Genomic DNA, 20,903 nt, shown 5'->3' on the forward strand with positions numbered 1-20,903 from the left:
GCAGGGGCGCGGCTCAGCCCGCGCCGTCGCGCGGAATATACGGGGCCTGACCGGTTTCGTGGTCGGTAGCGTCGCGCACGGCGGTGATCCCCGGCACCCGGCCCATCAAGGTCTTCTCGATCCCCTGCTTCAAGGTCACATCGGCCATTCCGCAACCGTGGCAGCCACCACCGAAGCGCAGCAGCACAACGCCATCCGCCGACACTTCCTGCACCGCGACGCGGCCGCCGTGCGAGGCAAGCTGCGGGTTGATTTCATTTTCAATCACCCAGCGCACACGCTCGACGATGGAGGCTGCATCACCGGGAGCCTCGCCCTTGATCTTCGGCGCCTTGATGGTCAGCTGCTGGGTGCCGGTGGCCTGGGTGACGAAGTCGATCTCGGCGCCATCCAACCACGCCACACTGGTGGCAGCGACATACAAGGTGAAGCCATCGCAGTCCACCGCCCACTCATCACCCAGCAGGTCAGCCGGCTCGGCGAATTCAAGGCGCGCGTCGGCGCTCGGGGTTCCCGGGTCCATCGCGCTCAGGCGCACGCCCATTCCGGGCACGGCCTCGCGTTCGATCAACTTGCGGAAATGCGTTTGGGCGGTATCTGAGATCTGGATCATGCGGGTATTCTAGCCGTGTCTTGGTTGCCACCGATGGGACACTGATTCCAACGGCGGCACAGTTCAGTCACCTGTTATGGAGGTTTGCATGGCCCCTGATCTCATCCCGCTGGCACAAGCGCACTGCAGCCCGCGCCGGGGTAGCGAATACCGCCTCGGTCAGGCCCGCGTCGCCGAGCTGCTGCCGCAGGTCCCGGGCTGGGAGCTGGCCGAGAACGGCCAGGCCCTGACCCGTACATTCCGCTTTGACAACTACCACGGCACCATGGCGTTCGTGAACGCGCTGGCCTGGATTGCCCACCGCGAAGACCACCACCCCGATCTGGGCGTGCACTACGACCGCGCCGTTGTGCGCTTTTCCACCCATGATGTGGGTGGCCTGAGCGAGAACGACTTCATCTGTGCCGCCAAGGCATCCGCACTAACGGAGCAATGACATGAAACTGCGTCTGCTGTTCGCTGCATTGGGCACCGTGGCTGCACTGAGCGCCTGCAACTCCTCCGACCAACCAGCCGCGCCGACCGTCGCCCCGACCGAAGTGGCCGCCGTGCAGACCCCGCCACCGGACTACCCGGCCGAACTGGCCTGCACCGGAGTTGGCGGCAAGAGCGTGCTGCGCGTGGTGGTTGGCCCGCAGGGCACGCCTACCGAAGTCTCGCTGGTCACCAGCAGCGGCAACAGCCAGCTGGATGACTCCGCCGCGCGCCGCGTGCGCGAATGGAAGTTCAACCCGGCCACCCGCAACGGTCAGCCGGTGCCCACCACCATCCAGGTACCGGTCAGCTTCAACCCGCCGGACCCCAAGCCGAACGAATGCTTCGCTATTGAAGAACGCGCACGCCGGGGTGGCTGAGCCGGCAACGGCTGGCGCGCATGCACGCATTCTCCAGTGACAACCTCTGGCTTGCGTTCAGCCTGACTCTCGCTGCCGGCCTGGCCACGGCCGTCGGCAGCCTGCTGGTGCTGTTCTCCAGGCGCCCCAACCCACGCCTGCTGGCGTTCGGGCTGGCGTTCGCCGGCGGCGCGATGGTCTACGTCTCGCTGTCGGAGATACTGAACAAATCGATCGGCGCATTCACCCAGGCCTATGGCGACCGCCTCGGCTATACCTACGGAACCTTGTGGTTCCTGGGCGGCGTGCTGCTGGTGGTGTTGATCGACCATCTGGTGCCGAACCCACACGACAGCCTGGACAAGCAGGACCCAGCCTTCCACGACCACAGCCATACCCAGATTCGCCGGGTGGGGCTGCTCAGCGCCATCGCCATCACCGCGCACAACTTCCCCGAAGGCCTGGCGACCTTCTTCGCCACCCTGGAAAGTCCCTCGGTTGGCCTGCCCCTGGCCTTTGCCATTGCCATCCACAACATCCCGGAAGGCATCGCCATCGCTGTCCCGGTGTATCTGGCCACCGGCCGCAAGTCCTATGCCTTCGGTGCCAGCCTGCTATCAGGACTGGCCGAGCCGGTCGGTGCGGCCATCGGTTATTTCCTGCTGGCGGATGCCCTGTCTCCGGCCACGTTCGGCGCGGTGTTCGGGCTGATCGCCGGCATCATGGTGTTTCTGGCATTGGACGAGCTGCTACCCGCCGCCAAGCGCTACGCCCAAGGCCACGAGACCGTTTACGGACTGGTGATCGGCATGGCGACGATTGCGGTGAGCCTGGTGCTGTTCAAGTGGTAGCGAAGCCGGGGCTGATCGGCAACCCGGCCAAGCCTGAAATCGGATCCTTTGTGGGAGCGGCGTAAGCCGCGAAGCCCACACATCGCCAGATGACCGGGATGCAGGGGACCCAAGCAAGGCCAGCTTCGCGGCTTACACCGCTCCCACATCCCTGCACCGCATAGCCCCCATCCCGGCTTCACACCTTCAAAGCTTGTTCAGCGCATCCACCAGATCCGGTGGTAGCGGCGCATTCAATACATAAGGTGTCTTGCCACCGTCCAGCGCAAACTCCAGCGAGGCGGCGTGCAAGAACAAGCGCTTCAGCCCGATCTGCTCACGAAAGCGCTTGTTCACTGCAGGATCGCCGTATTTATCGTCACCAGCGACCGGATGGCCGATGTGCTGGGCATGCACGCGGATCTGGTGGGTACGCCCGGTCTCAATCCGGACTTCGCAATAGGACTGCCCGCCGCGACGCTCCAACACCTTGAAATGGCTCAGCGACGGCTTGCCGATCGCATTCACCTGAACATGGCGCTCACCGCCCTGGCGCAGACCGACGTGCAGCGGGGCGTCCACACTCATCACGCCGTCGGGCATGCGCCCGGCCAGCAGGGTCAGGTAGCGCTTCTGGATGCCGCCATGGTCTTCACGCAGCAAGGCCTGCAGCTCGACCAGGGCCGACCGCTTCTTGGCCAGGATCAGCAAGCCGGAAGTGTCCCGGTCCAGCCGGTGCACCAGCTCCAGGTTCATGTTCGGTCGCAGCGCACGCATGGTCTCGATCGCACCGTGGCTGATACCGCTGCCACCATGGCTGGCGACGCCGGTCGGCTTGTTGATCACCAACAGCTTGGCATCCTCGAAGACGATGGCCTCTTCCATGCGCTGCAGGAAGCTGCTCGGCGGCGGCGCCTTGTCTCCAAGCTCATTGAGATTGACTGGCGGGATGCGCACCTCTTCCCCGCCCTCCAGCTTGCGGTCAGCCTTGGCCCGACCCCCATTCACCCGGACCTGGCCACTACGGACCAACTTGTAGACCAGGCTGCGTGGCGCGCCCTTCAACTGACCCAACAAAAAGTTGTCCAATCGCTGTCCTGCCCTGTCTTCGGGCACTTTGATCATGCGCACGCTGCTCTTGGCGGCGGGCGCTGCTTGGGGCTTGTCGGAATCAGTCATCGGCCTATTTATTCTGCTACACTCGGGGGGCGATATAAGGGTTTGATTTCGTTGGAAGTTGGTCAGGGCCAGAAGCCCCGCTCCCTACGGATCCGGCACAGTGCGCGGCCACCGCCCCCGGGGCGGCCATGTTAGCGGCTCGTCGGCGTTCCCGGCCATCGCCGGATGCCAAAAAGCATCCGTGCTGGACGAAACCCATGTCCCGCGCGACGCCATCGGCTCCGGCCGCGGGCGGACGCCGGCCCTGAAACACCTAAAACAAGAAAGAAGCGCTCCCGCGGCCTGCCGTGGTGTCGTAGCGCTGGAAACCCAAGCCGCCCTGCCCGCGCCTGCGCGAATGGGCGGCGAACCGTGTCCAGAGGCGAAACCCCATGGCGTTCCGCGCGGTAGCAGCGCGCGAGGAACGCACAATGAAGCGAATGCTGATCAATGCCACGCAGGCTGAAGAACTGCGCGTGGCCATCGTCGACGGGCAGAACCTGTACGACATCGACATCGAGCAACCGTCCAAGGAACAGAAGAAGTCCAACATCTACAAGGGCCGCATCACCCGCCTGGAGCCGTCGCTCGAGGCTGCCTTTGTCGAGTACGGCGGTGACCGCCATGGCTTCCTGCCGTTGAAGGAAATCTCCCGCGACTATTTCCAGGCGGGCGTGGACCACAACAAGGCCAGCATCAAGGAACTCCTGCGCGAAGGCCAGGAAATCGTCGTCCAGGTCGACAAGGAAGAACGTGGCAACAAGGGCGCCGCCCTGACCACCTTCATCTCGCTGGCCGGCCGCTACATGGTGCTGATGCCCAACTCCCCCTCTGCCGGCGGCGTTTCCCGTCGCATCGAGGGCGAAGACCGCGCCGCGCTGAAGGAAGCGCTGGACAAGCTGAATATCCCCGACGACATGGGCGTGATCATCCGCACCGCTGGCGTCGGCCGCGATGCCGAAGAGCTGCAGTGGGATCTGGACTACCTGTTGCAGGTCTGGCGCTCGATCGCCGAAGCCGCACTGACCAAGCCGGCCCCGTTCCTGATCTACCAGGAATCGCGCCTGATCGTGCGCGCCCTGCGCGACTACCTGCGCTCTGACGTCGGCGAGATCCTGGTCGACACCGAAGAGCTGTACGAGACCGCACGCGACTTCATGCAGCAGGTGATGCCGCAGACCCTGCGCAAGCTCAAGCACTACAAGGACGACATCCCGCTGTTCAACCGCTTCCAGATCGAATCGCAGATCGAGGCGATCTACGAGCGCAACGTGCGCCTGCCGTCCGGCGGCTCGATCGTGGTTGACCAGACCGAAGCGCTGACCGCGGTCGACGTCAACTCGGCCCGCTCCACCAAGGGCAGCGACATCGAAGACACCGCCTTCCAGACCAACCTGGAAGCCGCCGAAGAAGTCGCCCGCCAGCTGCGCCTGCGCGACCTGGGCGGCCTGGTGGTCATCGACTTCATCGACATGTCCTCCAGCAAGCACCAGCGCGAAGTCGAAAACCGCCTGCAGAATGCGCTGAAGTACGACCGTGCCCGCGTCCAGCTGGGCCGCATCTCGCGCTTCGGCCTGATGGAAATGAGCCGCCAGCGCCTGCGTCCGAGCCTGGGCGAGTCCAGCCAGATCGTCTGCCCGCGTTGTGACGGCCAGGGCCGCATGCGCAGCATCGAATCGCTGTCGCTGTCCATCATCCGCGTTGCCGAAGAGCATGCGATGAAGGAAAACACCGGACAGGTGCTGGTCCAGGCCCCGGTCGAGATCGCCAACTACCTGCTCAACGAGAAGCGCGGCGCCCTGCGGGAAATCGAGCAGCGCCACGATGCGCCCATCGTCATCGTCGCCGACGAGCAGTTGCACACCCCACACTACGAAGTCACGCGCCTGCGCGACAACGAGTTGGGTGAAGAGTCGAACAAGCCCAGCTACCAGCGCGGCACCCCGCGCAAGCTGCCGGTGCATGCCCTGACCAAGGCCCAGCTGAACATCCCGCCGGCACCGGCAGTGACCCACGTCAAGCACAGCCAGCCGGCCCCCGTGCGCGAAGTGGTCGAAGCCCCCCCAGCACCGGCACCGGTCGCTGCACCTGCAGCCCCGGCCGCTGGCGGCGTGATGGGCTGGCTCAAGCGCGTGTTCGGCGGCGAGCCGGCACCGGCAGCACAGCCGGCCCAGCCGCAGCAGCGCCAGGACAACGGTCGCAACAACCGCAACGAACGTGGCAACCAGCGTCGTGACGGCCGTAACGGCCAGCAGGGTCGCGGCGGCAATGGCAATGCAAATGCGGGCGGCAACGCCAACGGCAATCGCCGTGACGAGCAGCGCCGCGAAGATCGCCGCCAGAACGCTGACAAGCCGCAGCAGCAGGGCCAGCAGCAGGCGCAGAACAACGCCCAGCAGCAGCCCAAGCAGCAGCGCAATGAGCAGCAGCGTGGCGATCAGACCCAGCAGCAGGCCAAGCAGCAGCGCAACAACGAGCAGCAGCAGAGCAAGCAGCCCAAGCAGCCGGAGCAGCCCAAGCCGCAGCAGGATGCCGACAAGCAGGCCCAGCAGCAGAACGTGCAGGGCGACAAGCCCGCACGCCAGCGGCAGGTCCAGCCGGAAGCCGCTCGAGCACCTGCCCCGGTCGTCGCAACGCCGGTCGTTGCCGCAGCCACCATCGTTGCCACCGAAGCCGTCGCCAGTGCCGATCCGGTGCTGAAGGACAACAGCGTGGCCGCCGAGATCGCCAAGCCGGCGGTCGTCTCCGACGAGCAGCCCGCAATGGCTGTCGTCGATGAGAATGGCGTGCCCGCAGCCGGTGAAGAAGCTGCCGGTGAAGCCGGTGGTCGTCGTCGTCGCGGTCGCCGCGGTGGTCGTCGTCGTCGTCGCGGCAACGGTGAAGGCACTGCCGGCACCGAGAACCAGGGCGGTGACGAGGACGCGCTGGACGCTTTTGATGACGCCGATGGCGAAATCGGTGACGCAGCGACCAAGTCCGCCAGCAGCCAGCCCGAGTTCGAGTTCGATGACGAGCCAGCGACCCCGGCCGCACCCGTTTCCGCTCCGGTAGCAGCAGCCAAACCGGTTGCTGCGGCGCCCGCGCAGGCTGCCGCAGCTGTGGTTGCCGCAACACCTGCCGCTGCCATCGAAGCAGCTGCGGCGGCACCGGTTGCTCAAGCCGTTGTCGCAGCAAGCGCACCGGCCCCAGTCGCACACGTCGAAGTGGCAGCTGCCGCCGAGCCGGTAGTCGTCAAGGCCGAGCAGGCGATCAGCCCCGTGGGGGAAACCATCGCTGAGGCAGTCGTCGCAGCACCGGTGGTCGCCACAGTGGAAGCGCCCGTGGCTGCTCCGGAAGTTGCCAGCGCACCGGCAGCTGCTGAACCGGTCGCGGCGGTAGTTGCACAGCCTGCAGCACCGGAGAACGGGCAGCTGTTCGCCCAGGCCCCGACTGTTGAAGAAACTGCTGAAAAGCCGGTCGTCGAGACTGCAGCGCCAACCGCCGTGGTCGCACCGACGCCTGCCGTTGTCGCTCCTGCCGTAGACACGGAAAGCGTCGCAGCCGAAGCGAATGCCGAGGCCGAGAAGCAGGAAGACGATCAGCCACGCAGCGTCTGATCCGACCAAGCAGCTTGAAAGCAGAAAGCGGCCTTAGGGCCGCTTTCTGCTTTTCTGGGCCACGCAATCACAGCGACGAAGGTTCCCCCCGTTGTAGGAGCAGCGTAAGCCGCGAAGCAAGCAGATCATCAGATGGCACAGGCGTCTGCCGTTTCAGTGGTGCCAGCTTCGCGGTTCACACCGCTCCCACAAACAGACGGTCGCCAAATCAATGCCTGCAAGATCGAGTCGCATGCGACTGTCGCGCACTCAAACAAAAGGAGCACAGCGTGATCGCTGTGCTCCTTTTGCTCGGGCTGCAGTTGAAGGGCGCTGTTCCGCAGAGCGATGCCTGCCAGAACCCCCTGGACTCAGATCGCCCTGGTCGGATCACCCACGCCGTACTGCGCGGCGAGCCGGGCCAGCGCGATATTGTCCTGCACCCCCAGCTTCTGGAACAGACGTGCCTTATGGGTGTTCACGGTCGTGGCACTAAGGCTCAAGCGGCGTGCGATCTCTTCCTGGCGATGCCCCTGGATCAGCAGCAGCGCCACCTCCAATTCACGCGGAGAGAGCAGATCGAAAGGCGACGCGCCCCCTTCAAGATTGGACAACGCCAGGTTCTGCGCGATGCTGGTGGCCAGATAGCGCTTGCCGATGGCGACGTCATGGATGGCGCGGATCAACTCCTTAGAATCGCCGCCCTTGCCCACGTAGCCGGATGCACCGGCCTCGAGCAGGCGCTTGGGCATCGGCCCATCCTCAAGTACCGAGACGATGATCACACGGGTACCGTGATCCCCTTTGACGATGCGCTCGGTGATTTCCAGCCCACTCAGTCCCGGCAGATGCAGATCGCAAAGCACGACGTCCGGCTTCAGACGGCGGATCTGCGGCAGCGCGATATCGCCGCTGTCTGCTTCGCCGATGACTTCAATCCCGGTTTGCCCCGAAAGAATCATCCGAATGCCCGTACGCACTAAGGCGTGGTCATCGATAAGAAAAACACTGATGGTCATGAAGGATTCCTCGCGGCGAGGTGATAGTTGAAGCCTTGGGCGCGGCAAAATCCGAGCATGCGAGGCGACGGCCCTCCCCCGTCCCCTCATGGCAAGGCCATGCGTATTATCAAGCAGAAGTGGCCCATCTGGGCTCTATCGGACACCCGCTCGCAGGAAATGTGTCTGTGGCTTTGAGCATCAGGATGATGCGGTTTATGCGCCTGCGGCGGGCGAGTTCACTATGCCGCTGGGGCCAATACTGTATCCATCAGGTCAATTCGTCCAATGACTTAGGACTTCCCTTACGCTTTCGACAATCCCGATTGCAGTACGCCTCACGGCGTGGGCAAGGACCAGCGCCGGCGAAACATCACCGTATACACACCTGTTACCCAGATCATTGCAGCACACCAGCCGCCGAGGATATCCGAGGGATAGTGCACGCCCAGGTACACCCGTGACAGCCCGACCGAAACGACAAAACCACTGACCAACGCCACCACGGGCCAGCGCCAACGCGTGCGCCAGGTCAGGAACACCAGAGTCAATGCCAGCGTCATCGAGCCCATCGCATGCCCGCTGGGAAAGCTGAACGTGCTTTCCGGTGCAATCGACTCCCACAGGCTGGGGCGCTCACGCTGGAAAATCTGCTTGCTGCCCAGGTTCAACAGCGCCGAGCCGATGAATGCCGTCGCCGCGAATGCAGCCTTGCGCCAGCGCCGACGCAGCAGCAGCGCTGCGACGATCAGGATGTCCACGGGGATGACGCCCCACTGATAGCCGAGCTTGGACATCAGCACGAAGAAGCCGTTCAAGGCGGGGCTCGCCATCGCATGCATCCGCAGCAGCAAGGCTGCGTCGAAATGGAACGCCTCGGCCTCGTGGATCTCGTCGGCCAGCGTCACGAAGCCCGCCAGCGGCAGCAGCACACCGATGAACAGCACCACCAGCCGCCACGCATTGTGGGCGAGCCAGCGGCGCAGACCGGCTGCTTCGCTCCGGGAATCAACCGGAGCTTCGTGCATACCGGGTCTCGACATAGTCATCGATCAGCGCGACGAAATCGTGGGCGATGTTCTCGCCACGCAGGGTGACTTTTTTCTCACCGTCGACAAAAACCGGCGCAGCCGGGGTTTCACCGGTGCCCGGCAGGGAGATGCCAATATTGGCGTGTCGCGATTCGCCCGGGCCGTTGACGATACAGCCCATCACCGCAAGCGTCATGTTCTCTGCGCCGGGGTGGCTGACGCGCCACACCGGCATTTTTTCGCGTACGTGGTTCTGCACCACCTTGGCCAGCTCCTGGAAGAACTCGGAGGTGGTCCGCCCGCAGCCCGGGCAGGCCGTGACCATCGGCGTGAAAGCACGCTGCCCGGTGGTCTGCAGCAGCTCCTGGGCGACGATGACTTCCTGCGTGCGCGACTGGCCGGGCTCCGGCGTCAGAGAGATGCGAATGGTGTCGCCGATACCTTCCTGCAGCAACACGGCCAACGCCGCCGAGGAGGCGACAATACCCTTGCTGCCGATGCCGGCTTCGGTCAGGCCCAGATGCAGGGCGAAGTCCGAGCGCTGCGCCAGATCGCGATACACCGCAATCAGTTCCTGCACGCCGCTGACCTTGGCCGACAACACGATGCGATCGCGCGGCAGGCCCAGCTCAACCGCGGTCTCGGCCGAATCCAGCGCCGAACGGATCAGGGCTTCACGCAATACACGTCCCGCATCCCAGGGCTGGGCACGCTGGCTGTTCTCGTCCATCAGCCTGGCGGCCAGGGCCTGGTCCAGCGAACCCCAGTTGGCGCCAATGCGCACCGGCTTGTTGTACTTGATGGCGAATTCGATCAGCTGCGCGAACTGGGTGTCCTTCTTCTTGCCGAAGCCGACATTGCCCGGGTTGATGCGGTACTTGGCCAACGCCTCGGCACAGGCCGGTTCACCGCTCAGCAGCTGGTGGCCGTTGTAATGGAAGTCGCCGATCAGCGGCACGTCGATACCCATCATCGCCAGCTTCTCGACGATGCGCGGGATCGCCGCGGCCGACTCGGGTGTATTGACGGTCAGTCGCACCATCTCCGAGCCGGCGCGCCAAAGCTCGGCCACCTGCTTGACGCTGGCAGCCACGTCGGCGGTATCGGTATTGGTCATCGACTGCACGACCACGGGATTCCCACCGCCCACCTTGACGCCGCCGATAGCGACGGACTGGGTGATGCGACGGGGCCACGCGGTTGCGTCGGTGGGCGGGGTTGGGCGGGTCACGGCGTCATGCATGGCCCATTTTAGCGCGCCTGCCGCCTGTACGGCATGAACCTTGGTTTGCATGGTAGCCACCGCGACAGCATACGATTACGCCATGGAAACCCGAGACACCTCTTTTCTGCGCACGCTGTGCAGCCTGCGCTGGCTGGCCACCGCCGGCCAGGCCGCCACCATCCTGGTGGCCACCTGGCTGCTGGGGCTGGAGCTGCCACAGCAGCCGCTATGGGCCGGCGTCGCCGTACTGGCCTTGTTCAACCTGTACGTGCAGCTGCGCGTCCACGACAGCGATCCCGCCCCCGTCACGGCTTTCGGCCACATCCTGGTGGACGTCACCGTGCTGACCTGGATGGTGGGCTGGAGCGGCGGCATCGCCAATCCCTTCGGCTCGCTGTTCCTGATCCTGATCGCGCTGGCCGCGCTGGCACTGCCACTACGCTGGACCCACGCCGTGGCCGCCGCCTGCGTTGGCGGCTATGCGCTGAGTGCAGTGTTCGGACTTCCGCTGAAAGGCGGCTACTTCGACACGATGAGCCTGCACCTGTGGGGTGCCGCCGCCAATTTCCTGCTTTCCAGTGTGGTGGTGCTGGTCTTCTCCACACGCCTGGCCGCCGCTCTGCGTGAACGCGAGAACCAACTGGCCATGCTGCGCGAACGCTTCGTCCGCAATGAAGGCATCGTCGCCCTGGCCACGCATGCCGCCTCCGTTGCCCATGAGCTCAATACACCGCTGGCAACGATGACCCTGCTCACCGATGACATCGTCGAGCAGGGCGCCGCCACCCCGGAAATCCGTGATGACCTGGAAACCCTGCGCGAACTGCTGGTGCAGTGCCGGGAAAAGGTACTTGCCCTGGCCGCGCCGGCCCAAGGCGCCGACAGTCGCGCGCCGGTGTCCATCGCCAGCGTGCTCGAACAATGGCGGCTGGTACGCCCGACCATCCAACTACGGCGCAACCCCGACGCGCCATTGCAGCTCAAGCTTGACCCCGGAATCGGCCACCTGCTGCAGGTCCTGCTCAACAATGCCGCCGATGCCGGCGAACATGCCGGACGTGCGCAGATCGACCTGGACCTCCGCATCCACGAAGGCCAGTTGTATGGCGAGGTCCGCGATTACGGCCCGGGCTTCAACGCCAATGACGCGGCCTTGCCCGGCACCTTGTTCAACAGCGGCAAAAGCAGCGGCATGGGTGTCGGCCTGGCGCTGTCGCATGCCACCATTGAACGCCTGCACGGCGAGTTGTGGATGCGCCCGGCCGAAGGCCAGGGAGCACGCGTCGGCTTTCGCCTGCCGTTGAACACTATCGAGGTAAGCCCATGAATGCTCCTGCCACCCACGGCCTGCTGGTCGATGACGACCCGCTCTATCTGCGCACCCTGCAGCGCACCCTGGCCCGCCGTGGCATAGAAGCGATCACCGCTACCGACATTTCCAGCGCCCTGCAGTTGGCCACGCAGACACCACCGGCGTTTGCGCTGATCGACCTCAAGCTGGGCAGCGAATCCGGCTTGAACCTGATCCAGCCGCTGCGCGAACTGCGCCAGGACATGCGCATCCTGCTGGTCACCGGCTATGCCTCCATCGCGACCGCGGTGGAAGCGATCAAGCTCGGCGCGGATGACTACCTGCCGAAGCCGGCAACGGTGCAGATGATCCTGCGCGCGCTTGGCGAGGAGGACGAGGGCGGCGAGGAGCCGGAGGATGTTGAACCGCCGGACGCGATGACGCCCATCAGTCGCCTGCAGTGGGAGCACATCCAGCAGGCGCTGCATGAAACCGGCGGCAATGTGTCCGCAGCCGCGCGGCTGCTGGGCATGCACCGCCGCTCGCTGCAGCGCAAGCTGACCAAGCGGCCCAGCCCGGAACGCGACCCGAACCGTTGACCCTGCTTCCTGTAGTGCCGAGCCATGCTCGGCAGGGGCCTTCACCCGTAGCGCAAAGGGCTTACCCCTCCCCAACCCTCCCCTTGCCTTCGGCAAAGGGAGGGGGCAAAAAAAAGCCGCGCATCTCTGCGCGGCTTTTTTTTGCAGGCAACAATCTGCTATCAGCGCAGGCGCGCCAACAGCTCCCGGGTCATCGGATCAGCAATTTCCACCGCCTCGCCCTGCACGGCCGGCAACAACTGGCTGGCCAGCTGCTTGCCCAGTTCGACACCGAACTGATCAAAGGCGTTGATGTCCCAGATCAGCGACTGCACGTACACCGCGTGCTCATACATCGCGATCAGCGCACCCAGCGACTGCGGAGTCAACGCGTCCAGCAGGATCATCGTGCTCGGGCGACCGCCCGGATACTGGCGATGCGGGTCTTCGCTGTCCTGGCCGTTGGCCAAGGCTTCGGTCTGCGCCAGCAGGTTGGCCAACAAGGCCTGGTGGTTGATTTCATAGGGATCGTCATTGTGCACGCAGCCGATGAAATCGGCCGGCACGATGCTGGTGCCCTGGTGCAGCGCCTGGAAGAAGCTGTGCTGCACGTCGGTACCGGCACCACCCCACCACACCGACACCGTATCGCCATCGACCGGGCTGCCGTCGCGCTTGACCCGCTTGCCCAGGCTTTCCATCACCAGTTGCTGCAGATAGGCCGGCAACAGCGCCATGCGCTGGTCGTAGGTCATCACTGCATGCGTGGCGTAGCCCAGCACATTGCGGTTCCAGATATCGGTCAGCGCATGCAGCACCGGCAGGTTGCTGGCCAACGGTGCACTGGCCGCATGCGCGTCCATCTGCGCAGCGCCTTCCAGCAGCTGGTCGAAGCGCTCGAAGCCGATTGCCAAGGCGATCGGGAAGCCGACTGCCGACCACAGCGAATAACGACCGCCAACCCAGTCCCACATCGGCAGCACGCGCTCGGCGGCGATGTCGAAGGCCTTGGCGGCGCGTTCGGGGTTGGCACTGACGGCGTACAGGCGCTCGCTGCCGCCCAGCCAGTCGCAGAGGATGCGGCCGTTGAGCAGGGTTTCCTGGGTGCCGAAGGTCTTGGAGATCAGAATGCCGGCGGTGGTCGCCGGGTCCAGCGTCGCCAGGGTGCGCTGCATTGCCGCGCCGTCGACGTTGGAAACGAAATGCACACGGAAGCGCGCACCCGCCACTGGACGCAAGGCGTCAGCCACCAGACGCGGGCCCAGATCCGAACCACCAATGCCAACACTGACGATATCGGTGACGTTGCTGGCTTCCAGCGCCTTGATCAAGCCACCCATCTGCGCCTGCACAGCAACTGCTTCAGCGCGCGCAGCCACCGCAAACGGCGCATCACTGGCATCGCCGCGCAATGCGCTGTGCAGCACCGCGCGATCTTCGGTGTGGTTGATTTTCTGGCCAGCGAACAGGCGCTGGAAACCGCCGGCGACATCACGCGCGGCGGCCAGTTCCAGCAGGGCATCCAAGGCCGCGCGGTCGTATTTCTGCCGCGCGAAGTTCACATACAACGGACCGACTTTCAGCGCCAGGCGCTGCACCCGGTCAGGCTCTGCGGCCATCAGCGAGGGAATGCCGGTGCCCTGCAGACGCTGGGCGTGGGCGTGCAATACGTCGAATCCGTTGTTGGTGATCATGCGGCCTGTGTGGGGATGCTGTCGTTGGTGTGGGAAATGCGGTTGTCGCCGTCAACGTAGACAAGCTTGGGCTTGAACGTGCTGGCTTCTTCTTCGCTCATGCCGGCGAAGGCAGCGATGATGATGATGTCGCCCACCTGCACGTGGCGCGCGGCGCCGCCGTTGAGCGAGATCACGCCACTGCCGGCTTCTGCCCGCAGTGCATAGGTGGTGAAACGGGCGCCGTTGGTCACGTCCCAGATGTGCACCTGTTCGAATTCGCGGATGCCGGTCGCCTGCAGCAGGTTGTCGTCGATCGCGATGGAGCCTTCGTAGTTCAGCTCCGAATGGGTGACGGTGGCGCGGTGAATCTTGGTCTTGAGCAGGGAGAGTTGCATGACAATGCCGAAACTGCGTGAGAAAGAGCGCAGTCTAGCACCGGCACGCGCCCTTGCCCGCACCGCAACATGACCTTTCCAGCGGCGCCTGCGCCGATACAGCAATGGCGCCACGAGGGCGCCATTGGCTGTCATCCGGGAGCCTGTCGACGGACAGCTGAAGTCCGCCGGCTGCCCTGTTCAGAACCCGCGGCTTCAGAACTCGATGTTGTCGATCAGGCGGGTCGTGCCCAGCTTGGCCGCCACCAGTGCCACCCGGGCACCTTCGTGGCTGGCGCCTGGTTCACTCAGGTCGGGCATGCGCACCACCGCGTAGTCCACCAGGTAGCCAGCCGCCTGAAGCTGTTCCGCGGCGTGCTGCTCCACCACCGCACGCTCGGTGCCGCCCAGGTAGGCATCACGGGCGGCCAACAGCACCTTGCGGATCACCGTTGCCTGCGGCCGTACATCGGCAGTCAGGTACTGGTTGCGCGAGCTCATCGCCAGGCCATCGGCCTCGCGTACGATCTCGCCACCGACGATCTGGATCGGGAATGCCAGATCCACCACCATCTGCTGGATGACCGCCAACTGCTGGTAATCCTTGCGCCCGAATGCGGCCACGTCCGGCTGCACCTGATTGAACAGACGGCTGACCACCGTGCACACGCCATCGAAGTGGCCGGGACGATGCGCCCCCTCCAGCAGCGAGCTCACACCCGGCACATGCACCTTGGCGGCCAGGTCCACGCCAAACGGGTACATGGATTCGACCGTAGGCAGCCAAAGCACGTCACAGCCAGCCTGTTCCAGCCCGCTGGTATCTGCTTCAGGCGTACGCGGGTAGCGGGTGAAATCCTCGTTCGGCCCGAACTGGGTCGGGTTCACGAAGACACTGGAGACCACCCGGTCAGCATGCTGGCGGGCAAGCTTCACCAGCGAGTAATGACCGGCATGCAGGTTGCCCATGGTCGGCACCAGCGCCACGCGCAGGCCCTCGCGCTTCCAACCGCTGACAATGGCGCGCAGCCGGGAAAGTTCGGTAACGGTTTCGATCATGATGCGTAGGCGTGTTCTGCGTCGGGGAAGATGCCGGCGCGCACGGCGTCGGCATAGGCACGGACGGCACCAGCCACCGAGCCACCTTCGGCAAGGAAATCCTTGACGAACTTGGGACGCCGGTGGCCGCTGTCCAGACCGAGGAAATCATGCAGCACCAGCACCTGTCCGTCGCAATCCGGGCCGGCGCCAATACCGATGGTGGGAATCGTGATTTCGGCGGTGACGCGGCCGGCAATCGGGGTCGGCACGCATTCCAGCACCAGCAGGCTGGCGCCCGCCTCGGCCACGGCCTTGGCATCGTCCAGCAGCTGCCTGGCCGCGTCACCACGGCCCTGCACGCGGTAACCGCCCAGGCGCAACACCGACTGAGGAGTCAGGCCCAGGTGCGAACAGACCGGGATTTCGCGCTCGACCAGGTGGCGGATGATGTCCAGCTTGAAGCCGGCACCTTCGATCTTGACCATCTCCGCGCCGGCCTGCAGCAGCTTGAGCGAGGCATCCAGCGCGCGCTCTGCAGTGGCGTCGGCGCCGAACGGCAGGTCGGAGATCAGCAGCGCGCGCTCAAGAACGCCAGCGACCGCACGGGTGTGATAGACCATGTCGTCAACGCTGACCGGCAGCGTCGAGTCGTGCCCCTGCACCACCATGCCCAGCGAATCGCCGACCAGGATCAGGTCCACGCCATTGGCGTCGAAGGCACGGGCAAAGCCGGCGTCGTAAGCGGTCAACATGACCAGCTTCTGGCCATTGCGCTTGGCCTCGGCCAAAGCGGGGACGGTCCAGGGCTTGCTATCTGCGTGTGTGCTCATGTGGTCATAACGGTGGCTTATGAGCCGACCATTATCCCCCTATCGGGTCGATACCGCAGGTATTGATGCCTACCAATACGTCCCGCACTGTTCCATGGCCCGGGATAAGGGCCTCTGGCGCCACATCCGCCAGCGGCAACAGGGCGAAGCCGCGCTGGTGCAGGAAGGGATGTGGCACCTGCAGCTGCGGCAGGTCAATCACCTCTTCGGCATACAAGAGCAGGTCCAGGTCCAGCAACCTTGGCCCCCAGTGCTGGCCCGGCTCGCGCACCCGCCCGAACTGCTGCTCGATCGCCAGCAGCTGCTCCAACAGCTGCGGCGCCGGCAGATCGGTCTGCAGCGCCACGGCGGCATTGACGAAATCCGGCTGCGCCTCGTTGCCCCAGGCCGGCGTGCGATACAGGCGCGAGCTGGCCAGCAGCTGCACGCCCGGCAGCTGCGCCAACACCTGGATTGCCGAACGCAGGGTGGCCGGCGCGTCCCCAAGGTTCGCGCCCAGCCCGATACACGCTACAACCATCGTTGCCTACTCGCCCGCCGCCGCGCTACCACCACCAGGACGGCGACGACGGCGTCGGCGACGCGGGGCCGCCCCCTCCTCCGCCTCGCCATCGGCATGCACCGAATCCAGACCAACGCCTACTTCGTGCCCGGCCTCGGCCTGTGCCGCGCGCCAGAACGCGATGTCTTCCTGGTGTTCGCTGGAAGCGGCCTGGCGCAGGGCCAGGAAATCGAACGCAGCACGGAAGCGCGGGTGGCTCAGGGTACGTAGCACGCGCTTGCGCTGGCGGCTACTGAAGCGCGACTGCAGCAACCAGATTTCCTGCATGGGCAGCGAGAAGCGGCGCGGCAACGCGATCGTGCTCAACTGATGCAGGGTCACCCGGTCGGCCGCACGGCGCTGCGCCTCTTCCGGCGCCAGCCCCTGCTTCTGCAGGCCAATCAGCGCGCGGCAGAAGGCTGGCCACAGCAGCAATGCGAACAGGAAGGCCGGCGATACCGGCTCCTCGTTGGCGACACGCTCGTCGGTATTGCGCAGACCTTCGATCAGGATGCGGCGCAGCGCGCCGCTGCGGTTGCTCTTCAGCGCTGCCGCACTTTCCGGGAACAGCACCGCCAGCAGGCCGTAACGCTCCAGTCCCTCGAAGCTGGCCACGCCATGCCCGGACAGGAACAGCTTGAGCACCTCCTCGAACAGGCGGGCCGGCGCAGCCTCGCCCAGCAGGGATGCCAGGCGCGGGATCGGCTCGGCGGTAGCCGCGTCGATCTCGAAGTTGAGCTTGGCTGCCAACCGCACCGCGCGCAGCATGCGCACCGGATCTTCGCGGTAGCGCTGTTCGGGATCGCCGATCAGTTTCATCCGGCGTTCCAATACGTCTTCAAAGCCACCGGTGTAGTCACGCACCGAGAAATCCTCGATGGCGTAATACAGGGCGTTGCAGGTGAAGTCGCGGCGGACCGCATCGTCCTCGATGGTGCCGTAGACGTTGTCACGGACCAGCATGCCGTTCTCGACCTCGCGATCACCGCTGCCATCATCACTGTTGGCGCGGAACGTCGCCACTTCGATGATCTCGCGGCCAAACACCACATGGGCTAAGCGGAAGCGGCGGCCGATGAGGCGGCAGTTGCGGAACAGCTGCTTGACCTGCTCCGGGGTGGCATCGGTGGCCACGTCGAAATCCTTGGGGCGCCCACCTACCAGCAGGTCACGGACGGCTCCACCTACAAGGTAGGCGCCGAAGCCGGATTCGCGCAGACGGTAGAGCACCCGCAGCGCATTGGGACTGATATCCCGGCGCGAGATGGTGTGCTGGTCGCGCGGGATCACGCGGACGGTGAACGGCGTTGTAACTATGGAATTGATGTTGGCGCTTCCAGTTGGGTTTACGGGATTGCCGAGCGGCAACCAGATGCATATACTAGCGCGCTCGCCAGACGCGACCAAACGCTCCCTTCGTCTAGTGGTTAGGACGTGGCCCTCTCAAGGCTAAAACAGGGGTTCGAGTCCCCTAGGGAGCGCCAACTCCGTCTGCGAAACCAAAAAGCCCCGCCCAGCGGGGTTTTTTGCTTTGTGCACCAGCCGGCGCCCCAAGGCGCTGGCTCCGGCACGTCTCATTGGGCCCGCCGCCAAGGCCAATGAGAATGCCCCCGCCCACCCCCTGCATCCTGATCTAGAATTGCAGGGTTCAAAGCCGGACCCCGCCATGCCTTTTGTCGTTACCGAAAACTGCATCAAGTGCAAACACACCGATTGCGTCGAAGTCTGCCCCGTGGATTGCTTCCACGAAGGCCCCAACTTCCTGGTGATCGACCCTGACGAATGCATCGATTGCACCCTGTGCGAGCCCGAATGCCCGGTCAACGCCATCTTCCCCGAGGACGATGTGCCGGCCGGCCAGGAAGGGTTTGTCGCGCTCAACGCCGAACTGGCCAAGGCCTGGCCGGTACTGACCGTACGCAAGGATCCGCCGGCCGATGCGGCCGAGTGGGACGGCAAGCCAGACAAGCTGAAGCTGCTGGAACGCTGAGCCGCCGTATAGCCAGCCCAACCGCCAGCCAATGAAAAGGGCGCCTGCTCACGCAGGCGCCCTTTTTTTGCTCCCAGACCGCCGCTATCAACCCGCCAGCTTGGCCTTCAGCGCGGCGATCAGCTTGGTCGCTGCGGCATCGGTCGCCGGCATCCCACGCGGATCCACCGCCGACACATAGGCACCGGCATCCACCGCCACTACGCGGACCAGGAAGTTGCTGCCTTCGTAGGCCACATCGTAGGAGCCCAGCAGCTGCGCACGACTGGCGATGGTCAGGCCTTCAACGCCAGCAAGCGCATCACCGACCTTGCCGAACACCTCATCGCGGCCACCACTGACAGTGAAGCCACTCTGCGACGACGCCACGGTCGCTGCAGAAGCCGGTGCCGGCTTGGCCGCCGACGCCAGGGCCGGGATCGGCGCCGAGCCAGCGGTGTTGGGCAGGTTCAGATCCGGCGGCACTTCCAGCGGGCGCGCCTCCGGGGCCAGCGCATAGTCACCACGCGCACCGCGCTTGAAGAAACAGCCTGAGGTCGCCACGGCGGTAACCACGCCCAGCAGCACCAGCGAGAACACGCGAACGGTAGAGGTTTGACGCATGGGTGAATCTCCAGAGTTCAAAGGCCGCCGGATCAGCGGCTGGATAGTTCTTCCAACGCACCCACGTCAGCAGCCAGATGATCGGCATGTGCGTGGTACGGCGCGGAAAGCGGAAGCAGCGGCAGGCGCAGCCCATGGCCGATGCCAATGCGCTGCAGCAGCGCCTTGACCGGAATGGGGTTGGACTCGACACCGCAGAAATCGTGATAGGGCTGCAAACGGGCGTCCCAGGCCTCCGCCGCCTCGTGCTGGCCGGCACGGGCCAGGTCACACATGGTGCGGTAAGCGCCCGGCAGCACGTTGGAGCCCACCGAGATCAGGCCGTCGGCACCCGACAGCATGGAACGGGCGGCCGAGCCATCGTCACCACTGAGAATGGCAAAGCTGTCGCTGCGCAGCTCCAGCAGGGCTTTCAGGCGGGTGGTATCACCCACCGCCTCCTTGATGCCAATGATGTTCGGATGCCCGGCCAGCTCGGCGACGGTCTCCGGCAGCAGGTCGCAACCGGTGCGCCCGGGCACGTTGTACAGCACCACCGGCAGGCCACCCTGCTCGGCGACCGCCAGATAGTGTTGGCGCAACCCCTCCTGGGTGGGCCGCACATACGGCGGCGTGACCACCAGCGCATGGGTGGCGCCATTGGCCGCCGCGCGTTTGGTCAGGGCAATCGTCCTGGCGGTGCCGGACAGGCCGGTGCCGGCCAGCACCGGCACCTTGCCACCGAAGGCGGCAACGGCGCTGCGCAGCAAACCATCGTATTCATCGTCAGACAGGGTCGAGGCTTCGCCGGTCGAACCGGCTACCACGACACCCTGGACGCCGCCCTTGAGCTGCTGCGCCAACAGGCGCTGCCAGCCGTCAGGATCGAGTGCGCCGTCAGCCTTGAAAGGCGTCGCCAACGCGGTGATGAGACCAGATATGGACAAAGGGTCAGTCGCTCTTCGTGGGGGTAGAGAAGCCCGCCGGGCGGCGGGTTCGTGACCGAAAGCATGTTACTTGCCGGTCGAAAGCACGGGCAAGTATGCTGGACACCAGCGAACAGCCCCCAAATGGAGTTGTTCAGACTCATCTAGCACCCGGAACCACCTTGACCGACACCACGCCGCGGCCGCTGCCGACCGAAAACCACCTCCTGATCAACGCCTATACGACGCATCCGGAGTCCCCCCTGCTGTCCGTTACCCGTCGTATCGCCGACAGCGGCTGCAACCTGGTCGATGCCCGCCTGTCCACGGTTGGCCGCGATGTCTCGGTGACCACCCTGGCCACCGGCTCCTGGGATGCCGTCGCCAAGCTCGAAGCCATGCTGACCCGGCTTGAGCGCGAGGAGAACCTGAAACTGGTGTGGTATCGCACCGCTGCCAAACAGGCGCAGTCCAACCTGCTGCCGTATATCGTGGAAGTGGTTGCCGCCGACAAGCCGGGCATCCTGTTCCAGCTGGCCGACTTCTTCGACCGCCAGGGCATCACCATCGAGAACCTGCAGAGCACCCGTTACCAGGCCATGCAGACCGGTGCGGAAATGTTCTCTGCGCAGATCACCATTGGCGTACCCTCCAACATGCACATCGCCGCCCTGCGCGACGATTTCCTCGAGTTCTGCGACCACCTCAACCTGGACGCGATCATGGACCCGATGAAGTTCTGAAATTCGCGCGCCCATCACAGGCGCGCGGCGTTTCATGCAATTGCAACCGAACACCCCCAGGCTCCGGA

21 protein-coding genes and 1 tRNA gene are annotated in these 20,903 nt (G+C 64.9%); 9 read left to right on the plus strand and 13 right to left on the minus strand.

Features of this window, described 5'->3' with window-relative positions; translation table 11 throughout:
* Positions 1-13: 13 nt before the first annotated feature.
* On the minus strand, positions 14-613 hold the full coding sequence (locus ACVOLQ_RS06020; RefSeq protein ID WP_313171609.1) for an NfuA family Fe-S biogenesis protein: 600 nt from the start codon (positions 611-613) through the stop codon (positions 14-16).
* Between the two features lie 88 nt (positions 614-701).
* Between ACVOLQ_RS06020 and ACVOLQ_RS06025 the strand changes: the two genes are divergently transcribed.
* From ACVOLQ_RS06025 to zupT, 3 genes are read left to right on the plus strand one after another with little or no spacing between them, the layout of a single operon-like run.
* The gene (locus ACVOLQ_RS06025) at positions 702-1,049 is read left to right on the plus strand and encodes a 4a-hydroxytetrahydrobiopterin dehydratase (RefSeq protein WP_313171607.1); all 348 of its coding nucleotides are present in this window, start codon (positions 702-704) and stop codon (positions 1,047-1,049) included.
* A gap of 1 nt (position 1,050) precedes the next feature.
* The gene (locus ACVOLQ_RS06030) at positions 1,051-1,467 is read left to right on the plus strand and encodes an energy transducer TonB (RefSeq protein WP_296252265.1); all 417 of its coding nucleotides are present in this window, start codon (positions 1,051-1,053) and stop codon (positions 1,465-1,467) included.
* Positions 1,468-1,487: 20 nt separating this feature from the next.
* A complete protein-coding gene (gene zupT, locus ACVOLQ_RS06035) occupies positions 1,488-2,297 on the plus strand; it encodes a zinc transporter ZupT (protein ID WP_313171604.1) in 810 nt (269 codons plus the stop codon).
* A 186-nt stretch (positions 2,298-2,483) separates the two neighbouring features.
* Here zupT and ACVOLQ_RS06040 read toward each other — a convergent pair whose 3' ends face one another.
* On the minus strand, positions 2,484-3,455 hold the full coding sequence (locus ACVOLQ_RS06040) for an RluA family pseudouridine synthase (protein ID WP_481527455.1): 972 nt from the start codon (positions 3,453-3,455) through the stop codon (positions 2,484-2,486).
* Between the two features lie 410 nt (positions 3,456-3,865).
* On the opposite strand from ACVOLQ_RS06040, the gene rne reads away from it, so the two are divergent.
* Positions 3,866-7,030 carry a ribonuclease E gene (gene rne / locus ACVOLQ_RS06045; RefSeq protein ID WP_481527456.1) on the plus strand — a complete coding sequence of 1,055 codons (3,165 nt, stop codon included), beginning with the start codon at positions 3,866-3,868 and terminating at the stop codon, positions 7,028-7,030.
* Between the two features lie 350 nt (positions 7,031-7,380).
* Here rne and ACVOLQ_RS06050 read toward each other — a convergent pair whose 3' ends face one another.
* The 3 genes from ACVOLQ_RS06050 to ispG form a co-directional block, all read right to left on the minus strand.
* On the minus strand, positions 7,381-8,028 hold the full coding sequence (locus ACVOLQ_RS06050) for a response regulator (protein WP_481527457.1): 648 nt from the start codon (positions 8,026-8,028) through the stop codon (positions 7,381-7,383).
* 317 nt (positions 8,029-8,345) lie between these two features.
* Positions 8,346-9,035, minus strand: a complete 690-nt coding sequence (locus ACVOLQ_RS06055) for a phosphatase PAP2 family protein (protein ID WP_313171598.1) — start codon at positions 9,033-9,035, stop codon at positions 8,346-8,348.
* Positions 9,016-10,281, minus strand: a complete 1,266-nt coding sequence (gene ispG, locus ACVOLQ_RS06060; protein WP_481527495.1) for a flavodoxin-dependent (E)-4-hydroxy-3-methylbut-2-enyl-diphosphate synthase — start codon at positions 10,279-10,281, stop codon at positions 9,016-9,018. Before ispG ends, ACVOLQ_RS06055 begins: the two co-directional genes overlap by 20 nt.
* 82 nt (positions 10,282-10,363) lie before the next feature.
* Between ispG and ACVOLQ_RS06065 the strand changes: the two genes are divergently transcribed.
* Together ACVOLQ_RS06065 and ACVOLQ_RS06070 are read left to right on the plus strand one after the other, a co-directional pair.
* On the plus strand, positions 10,364-11,590 hold the full coding sequence (locus tag ACVOLQ_RS06065) for an ATP-binding protein (protein WP_481527458.1): 1,227 nt from the start codon (positions 10,364-10,366) through the stop codon (positions 11,588-11,590).
* A complete protein-coding gene (locus tag ACVOLQ_RS06070; protein ID WP_313171592.1) occupies positions 11,587-12,153 on the plus strand; it encodes a response regulator transcription factor in 567 nt (188 codons plus the stop codon). The genes ACVOLQ_RS06065 and ACVOLQ_RS06070 overlap by 4 nt, the downstream gene beginning before the upstream one ends.
* Before the next feature lie 161 nt (positions 12,154-12,314).
* On the opposite strand, the gene pgi is transcribed toward ACVOLQ_RS06070, so the two are convergent.
* The 6 genes from pgi to pcnB form a co-directional block, all read right to left on the minus strand.
* Positions 12,315-13,826 carry a glucose-6-phosphate isomerase gene (gene pgi / locus ACVOLQ_RS06075; protein WP_481527459.1) on the minus strand — a complete coding sequence of 504 codons (1,512 nt, stop codon included), beginning with the start codon at positions 13,824-13,826 and terminating at the stop codon, positions 12,315-12,317.
* A complete protein-coding gene (gene panD / locus ACVOLQ_RS06080) occupies positions 13,823-14,203 on the minus strand; it encodes an aspartate 1-decarboxylase (RefSeq protein WP_282268181.1) in 381 nt (126 codons plus the stop codon). Before panD ends, pgi begins: the two co-directional genes overlap by 4 nt.
* Before the next feature lie 195 nt (positions 14,204-14,398).
* A complete protein-coding gene (gene panC, locus ACVOLQ_RS06085; RefSeq protein WP_481527460.1) occupies positions 14,399-15,241 on the minus strand; it encodes a pantoate--beta-alanine ligase in 843 nt (280 codons plus the stop codon).
* The gene (gene panB / locus ACVOLQ_RS06090) at positions 15,238-16,053 is read right to left on the minus strand and encodes a 3-methyl-2-oxobutanoate hydroxymethyltransferase (protein WP_313171586.1); all 816 of its coding nucleotides are present in this window, start codon (positions 16,051-16,053) and stop codon (positions 15,238-15,240) included. The genes panC and panB overlap by 4 nt, the downstream gene beginning before the upstream one ends.
* A 31-nt stretch (positions 16,054-16,084) precedes the next feature.
* Positions 16,085-16,573, minus strand: coding sequence for a 2-amino-4-hydroxy-6-hydroxymethyldihydropteridine diphosphokinase (gene folK / locus ACVOLQ_RS06095; protein WP_313171584.1), 489 nt, complete (start codon positions 16,571-16,573; stop codon positions 16,085-16,087).
* A gap of 6 nt (positions 16,574-16,579) precedes the next feature.
* Positions 16,580-17,962 (minus strand): polynucleotide adenylyltransferase PcnB, encoded by a 1,383-nt coding sequence (pcnB, locus tag ACVOLQ_RS06100; RefSeq protein ID WP_481527461.1) that lies wholly within the window; start codon positions 17,960-17,962, stop codon positions 16,580-16,582.
* A 41-nt stretch (positions 17,963-18,003) separates the two neighbouring features.
* On the opposite strand from pcnB, the gene ACVOLQ_RS06105 reads away from it, so the two are divergent.
* Positions 18,004-18,078, plus strand: a tRNA-Glu gene (locus tag ACVOLQ_RS06105).
* A 182-nt stretch (positions 18,079-18,260) separates the two neighbouring features.
* Positions 18,261-18,584 (plus strand): ferredoxin FdxA, encoded by a 324-nt coding sequence (fdxA, locus tag ACVOLQ_RS06110; RefSeq protein ID WP_054656826.1) that lies wholly within the window; start codon positions 18,261-18,263, stop codon positions 18,582-18,584.
* A gap of 87 nt (positions 18,585-18,671) precedes the next feature.
* Here the strand turns inward: fdxA and ACVOLQ_RS06115 are convergent, their stop codons facing one another.
* Together ACVOLQ_RS06115 and dapA are read right to left on the minus strand one after the other, a co-directional pair.
* Positions 18,672-19,187 (minus strand): hypothetical protein, encoded by a 516-nt coding sequence (locus tag ACVOLQ_RS06115; RefSeq protein ID WP_313171581.1) that lies wholly within the window; start codon positions 19,185-19,187, stop codon positions 18,672-18,674.
* A gap of 32 nt (positions 19,188-19,219) precedes the next feature.
* The gene (gene dapA / locus ACVOLQ_RS06120; protein ID WP_481527462.1) at positions 19,220-20,113 is read right to left on the minus strand and encodes a 4-hydroxy-tetrahydrodipicolinate synthase; all 894 of its coding nucleotides are present in this window, start codon (positions 20,111-20,113) and stop codon (positions 19,220-19,222) included.
* 95 nt (positions 20,114-20,208) lie between these two features.
* Between dapA and ACVOLQ_RS06125 the strand changes: the two genes are divergently transcribed.
* Entirely contained in the window at positions 20,209-20,835 is a 627-nt protein-coding gene (locus ACVOLQ_RS06125; protein ID WP_481514875.1) for a glycine cleavage system transcriptional repressor, read from the plus strand.
* The last annotated feature ends 68 nt before the right edge of the window (positions 20,836-20,903 follow it).

Source organism: Stenotrophomonas sp. STEN031, from assembly GCF_056759975.1.

What these genes read in the sequence shown, in the direction of transcription:
- ACVOLQ_RS06020 (WP_313171609.1), bottom strand. Translation starts at nt 613, where the DNA reads ATGATCCAGATCTCAGATACCGCCCAAACGCATTTCCGCAAGTTGATC.
- ACVOLQ_RS06025 (WP_313171607.1), top strand. Translation starts at nt 702, where the DNA reads ATGGCCCCTGATCTCATCCCGCTGGCACAAGCGCACTGCAGCCCGCGC.
- ACVOLQ_RS06030 (WP_296252265.1), top strand. Translation starts at nt 1,051, where the DNA reads ATGAAACTGCGTCTGCTGTTCGCTGCATTGGGCACCGTGGCTGCACTG.
- zupT (WP_313171604.1), top strand. Translation starts at nt 1,488, where the DNA reads ATGCACGCATTCTCCAGTGACAACCTCTGGCTTGCGTTCAGCCTGACT.
- ACVOLQ_RS06040 (WP_481527455.1), bottom strand. Translation starts at nt 3,455, where the DNA reads ATGACTGATTCCGACAAGCCCCAAGCAGCGCCCGCCGCCAAGAGCAGC.
- rne (WP_481527456.1), top strand. Translation starts at nt 3,866, where the DNA reads ATGAAGCGAATGCTGATCAATGCCACGCAGGCTGAAGAACTGCGCGTG.
- ACVOLQ_RS06050 (WP_481527457.1), bottom strand. Translation starts at nt 8,028, where the DNA reads ATGACCATCAGTGTTTTTCTTATCGATGACCACGCCTTAGTGCGTACG.
- ACVOLQ_RS06055 (WP_313171598.1), bottom strand. Translation starts at nt 9,035, where the DNA reads ATGCACGAAGCTCCGGTTGATTCCCGGAGCGAAGCAGCCGGTCTGCGC.
- ispG (WP_481527495.1), bottom strand. Translation starts at nt 10,281, where the DNA reads ATGCATGACGCCGTGACCCGCCCAACCCCGCCCACCGACGCAACCGCG.
- ACVOLQ_RS06065 (WP_481527458.1), top strand. Translation starts at nt 10,364, where the DNA reads ATGGAAACCCGAGACACCTCTTTTCTGCGCACGCTGTGCAGCCTGCGC.
- ACVOLQ_RS06070 (WP_313171592.1), top strand. Translation starts at nt 11,587, where the DNA reads ATGAATGCTCCTGCCACCCACGGCCTGCTGGTCGATGACGACCCGCTC.
- pgi (WP_481527459.1), bottom strand. Translation starts at nt 13,826, where the DNA reads ATGATCACCAACAACGGATTCGACGTATTGCACGCCCACGCCCAGCGT.
- panD (WP_282268181.1), bottom strand. Translation starts at nt 14,203, where the DNA reads ATGCAACTCTCCCTGCTCAAGACCAAGATTCACCGCGCCACCGTCACC.
- panC (WP_481527460.1), bottom strand. Translation starts at nt 15,241, where the DNA reads ATGATCGAAACCGTTACCGAACTTTCCCGGCTGCGCGCCATTGTCAGC.
- panB (WP_313171586.1), bottom strand. Translation starts at nt 16,053, where the DNA reads ATGAGCACACACGCAGATAGCAAGCCCTGGACCGTCCCCGCTTTGGCC.
- folK (WP_313171584.1), bottom strand. Translation starts at nt 16,573, where the DNA reads ATGGTTGTAGCGTGTATCGGGCTGGGCGCGAACCTTGGGGACGCGCCG.
- fdxA (WP_054656826.1), top strand. Translation starts at nt 18,261, where the DNA reads ATGCCTTTTGTCGTTACCGAAAACTGCATCAAGTGCAAACACACCGAT.
- ACVOLQ_RS06115 (WP_313171581.1), bottom strand. Translation starts at nt 19,187, where the DNA reads ATGCGTCAAACCTCTACCGTTCGCGTGTTCTCGCTGGTGCTGCTGGGC.
- ACVOLQ_RS06125 (WP_481514875.1), top strand. Translation starts at nt 20,209, where the DNA reads ATGCTGGACACCAGCGAACAGCCCCCAAATGGAGTTGTTCAGACTCAT.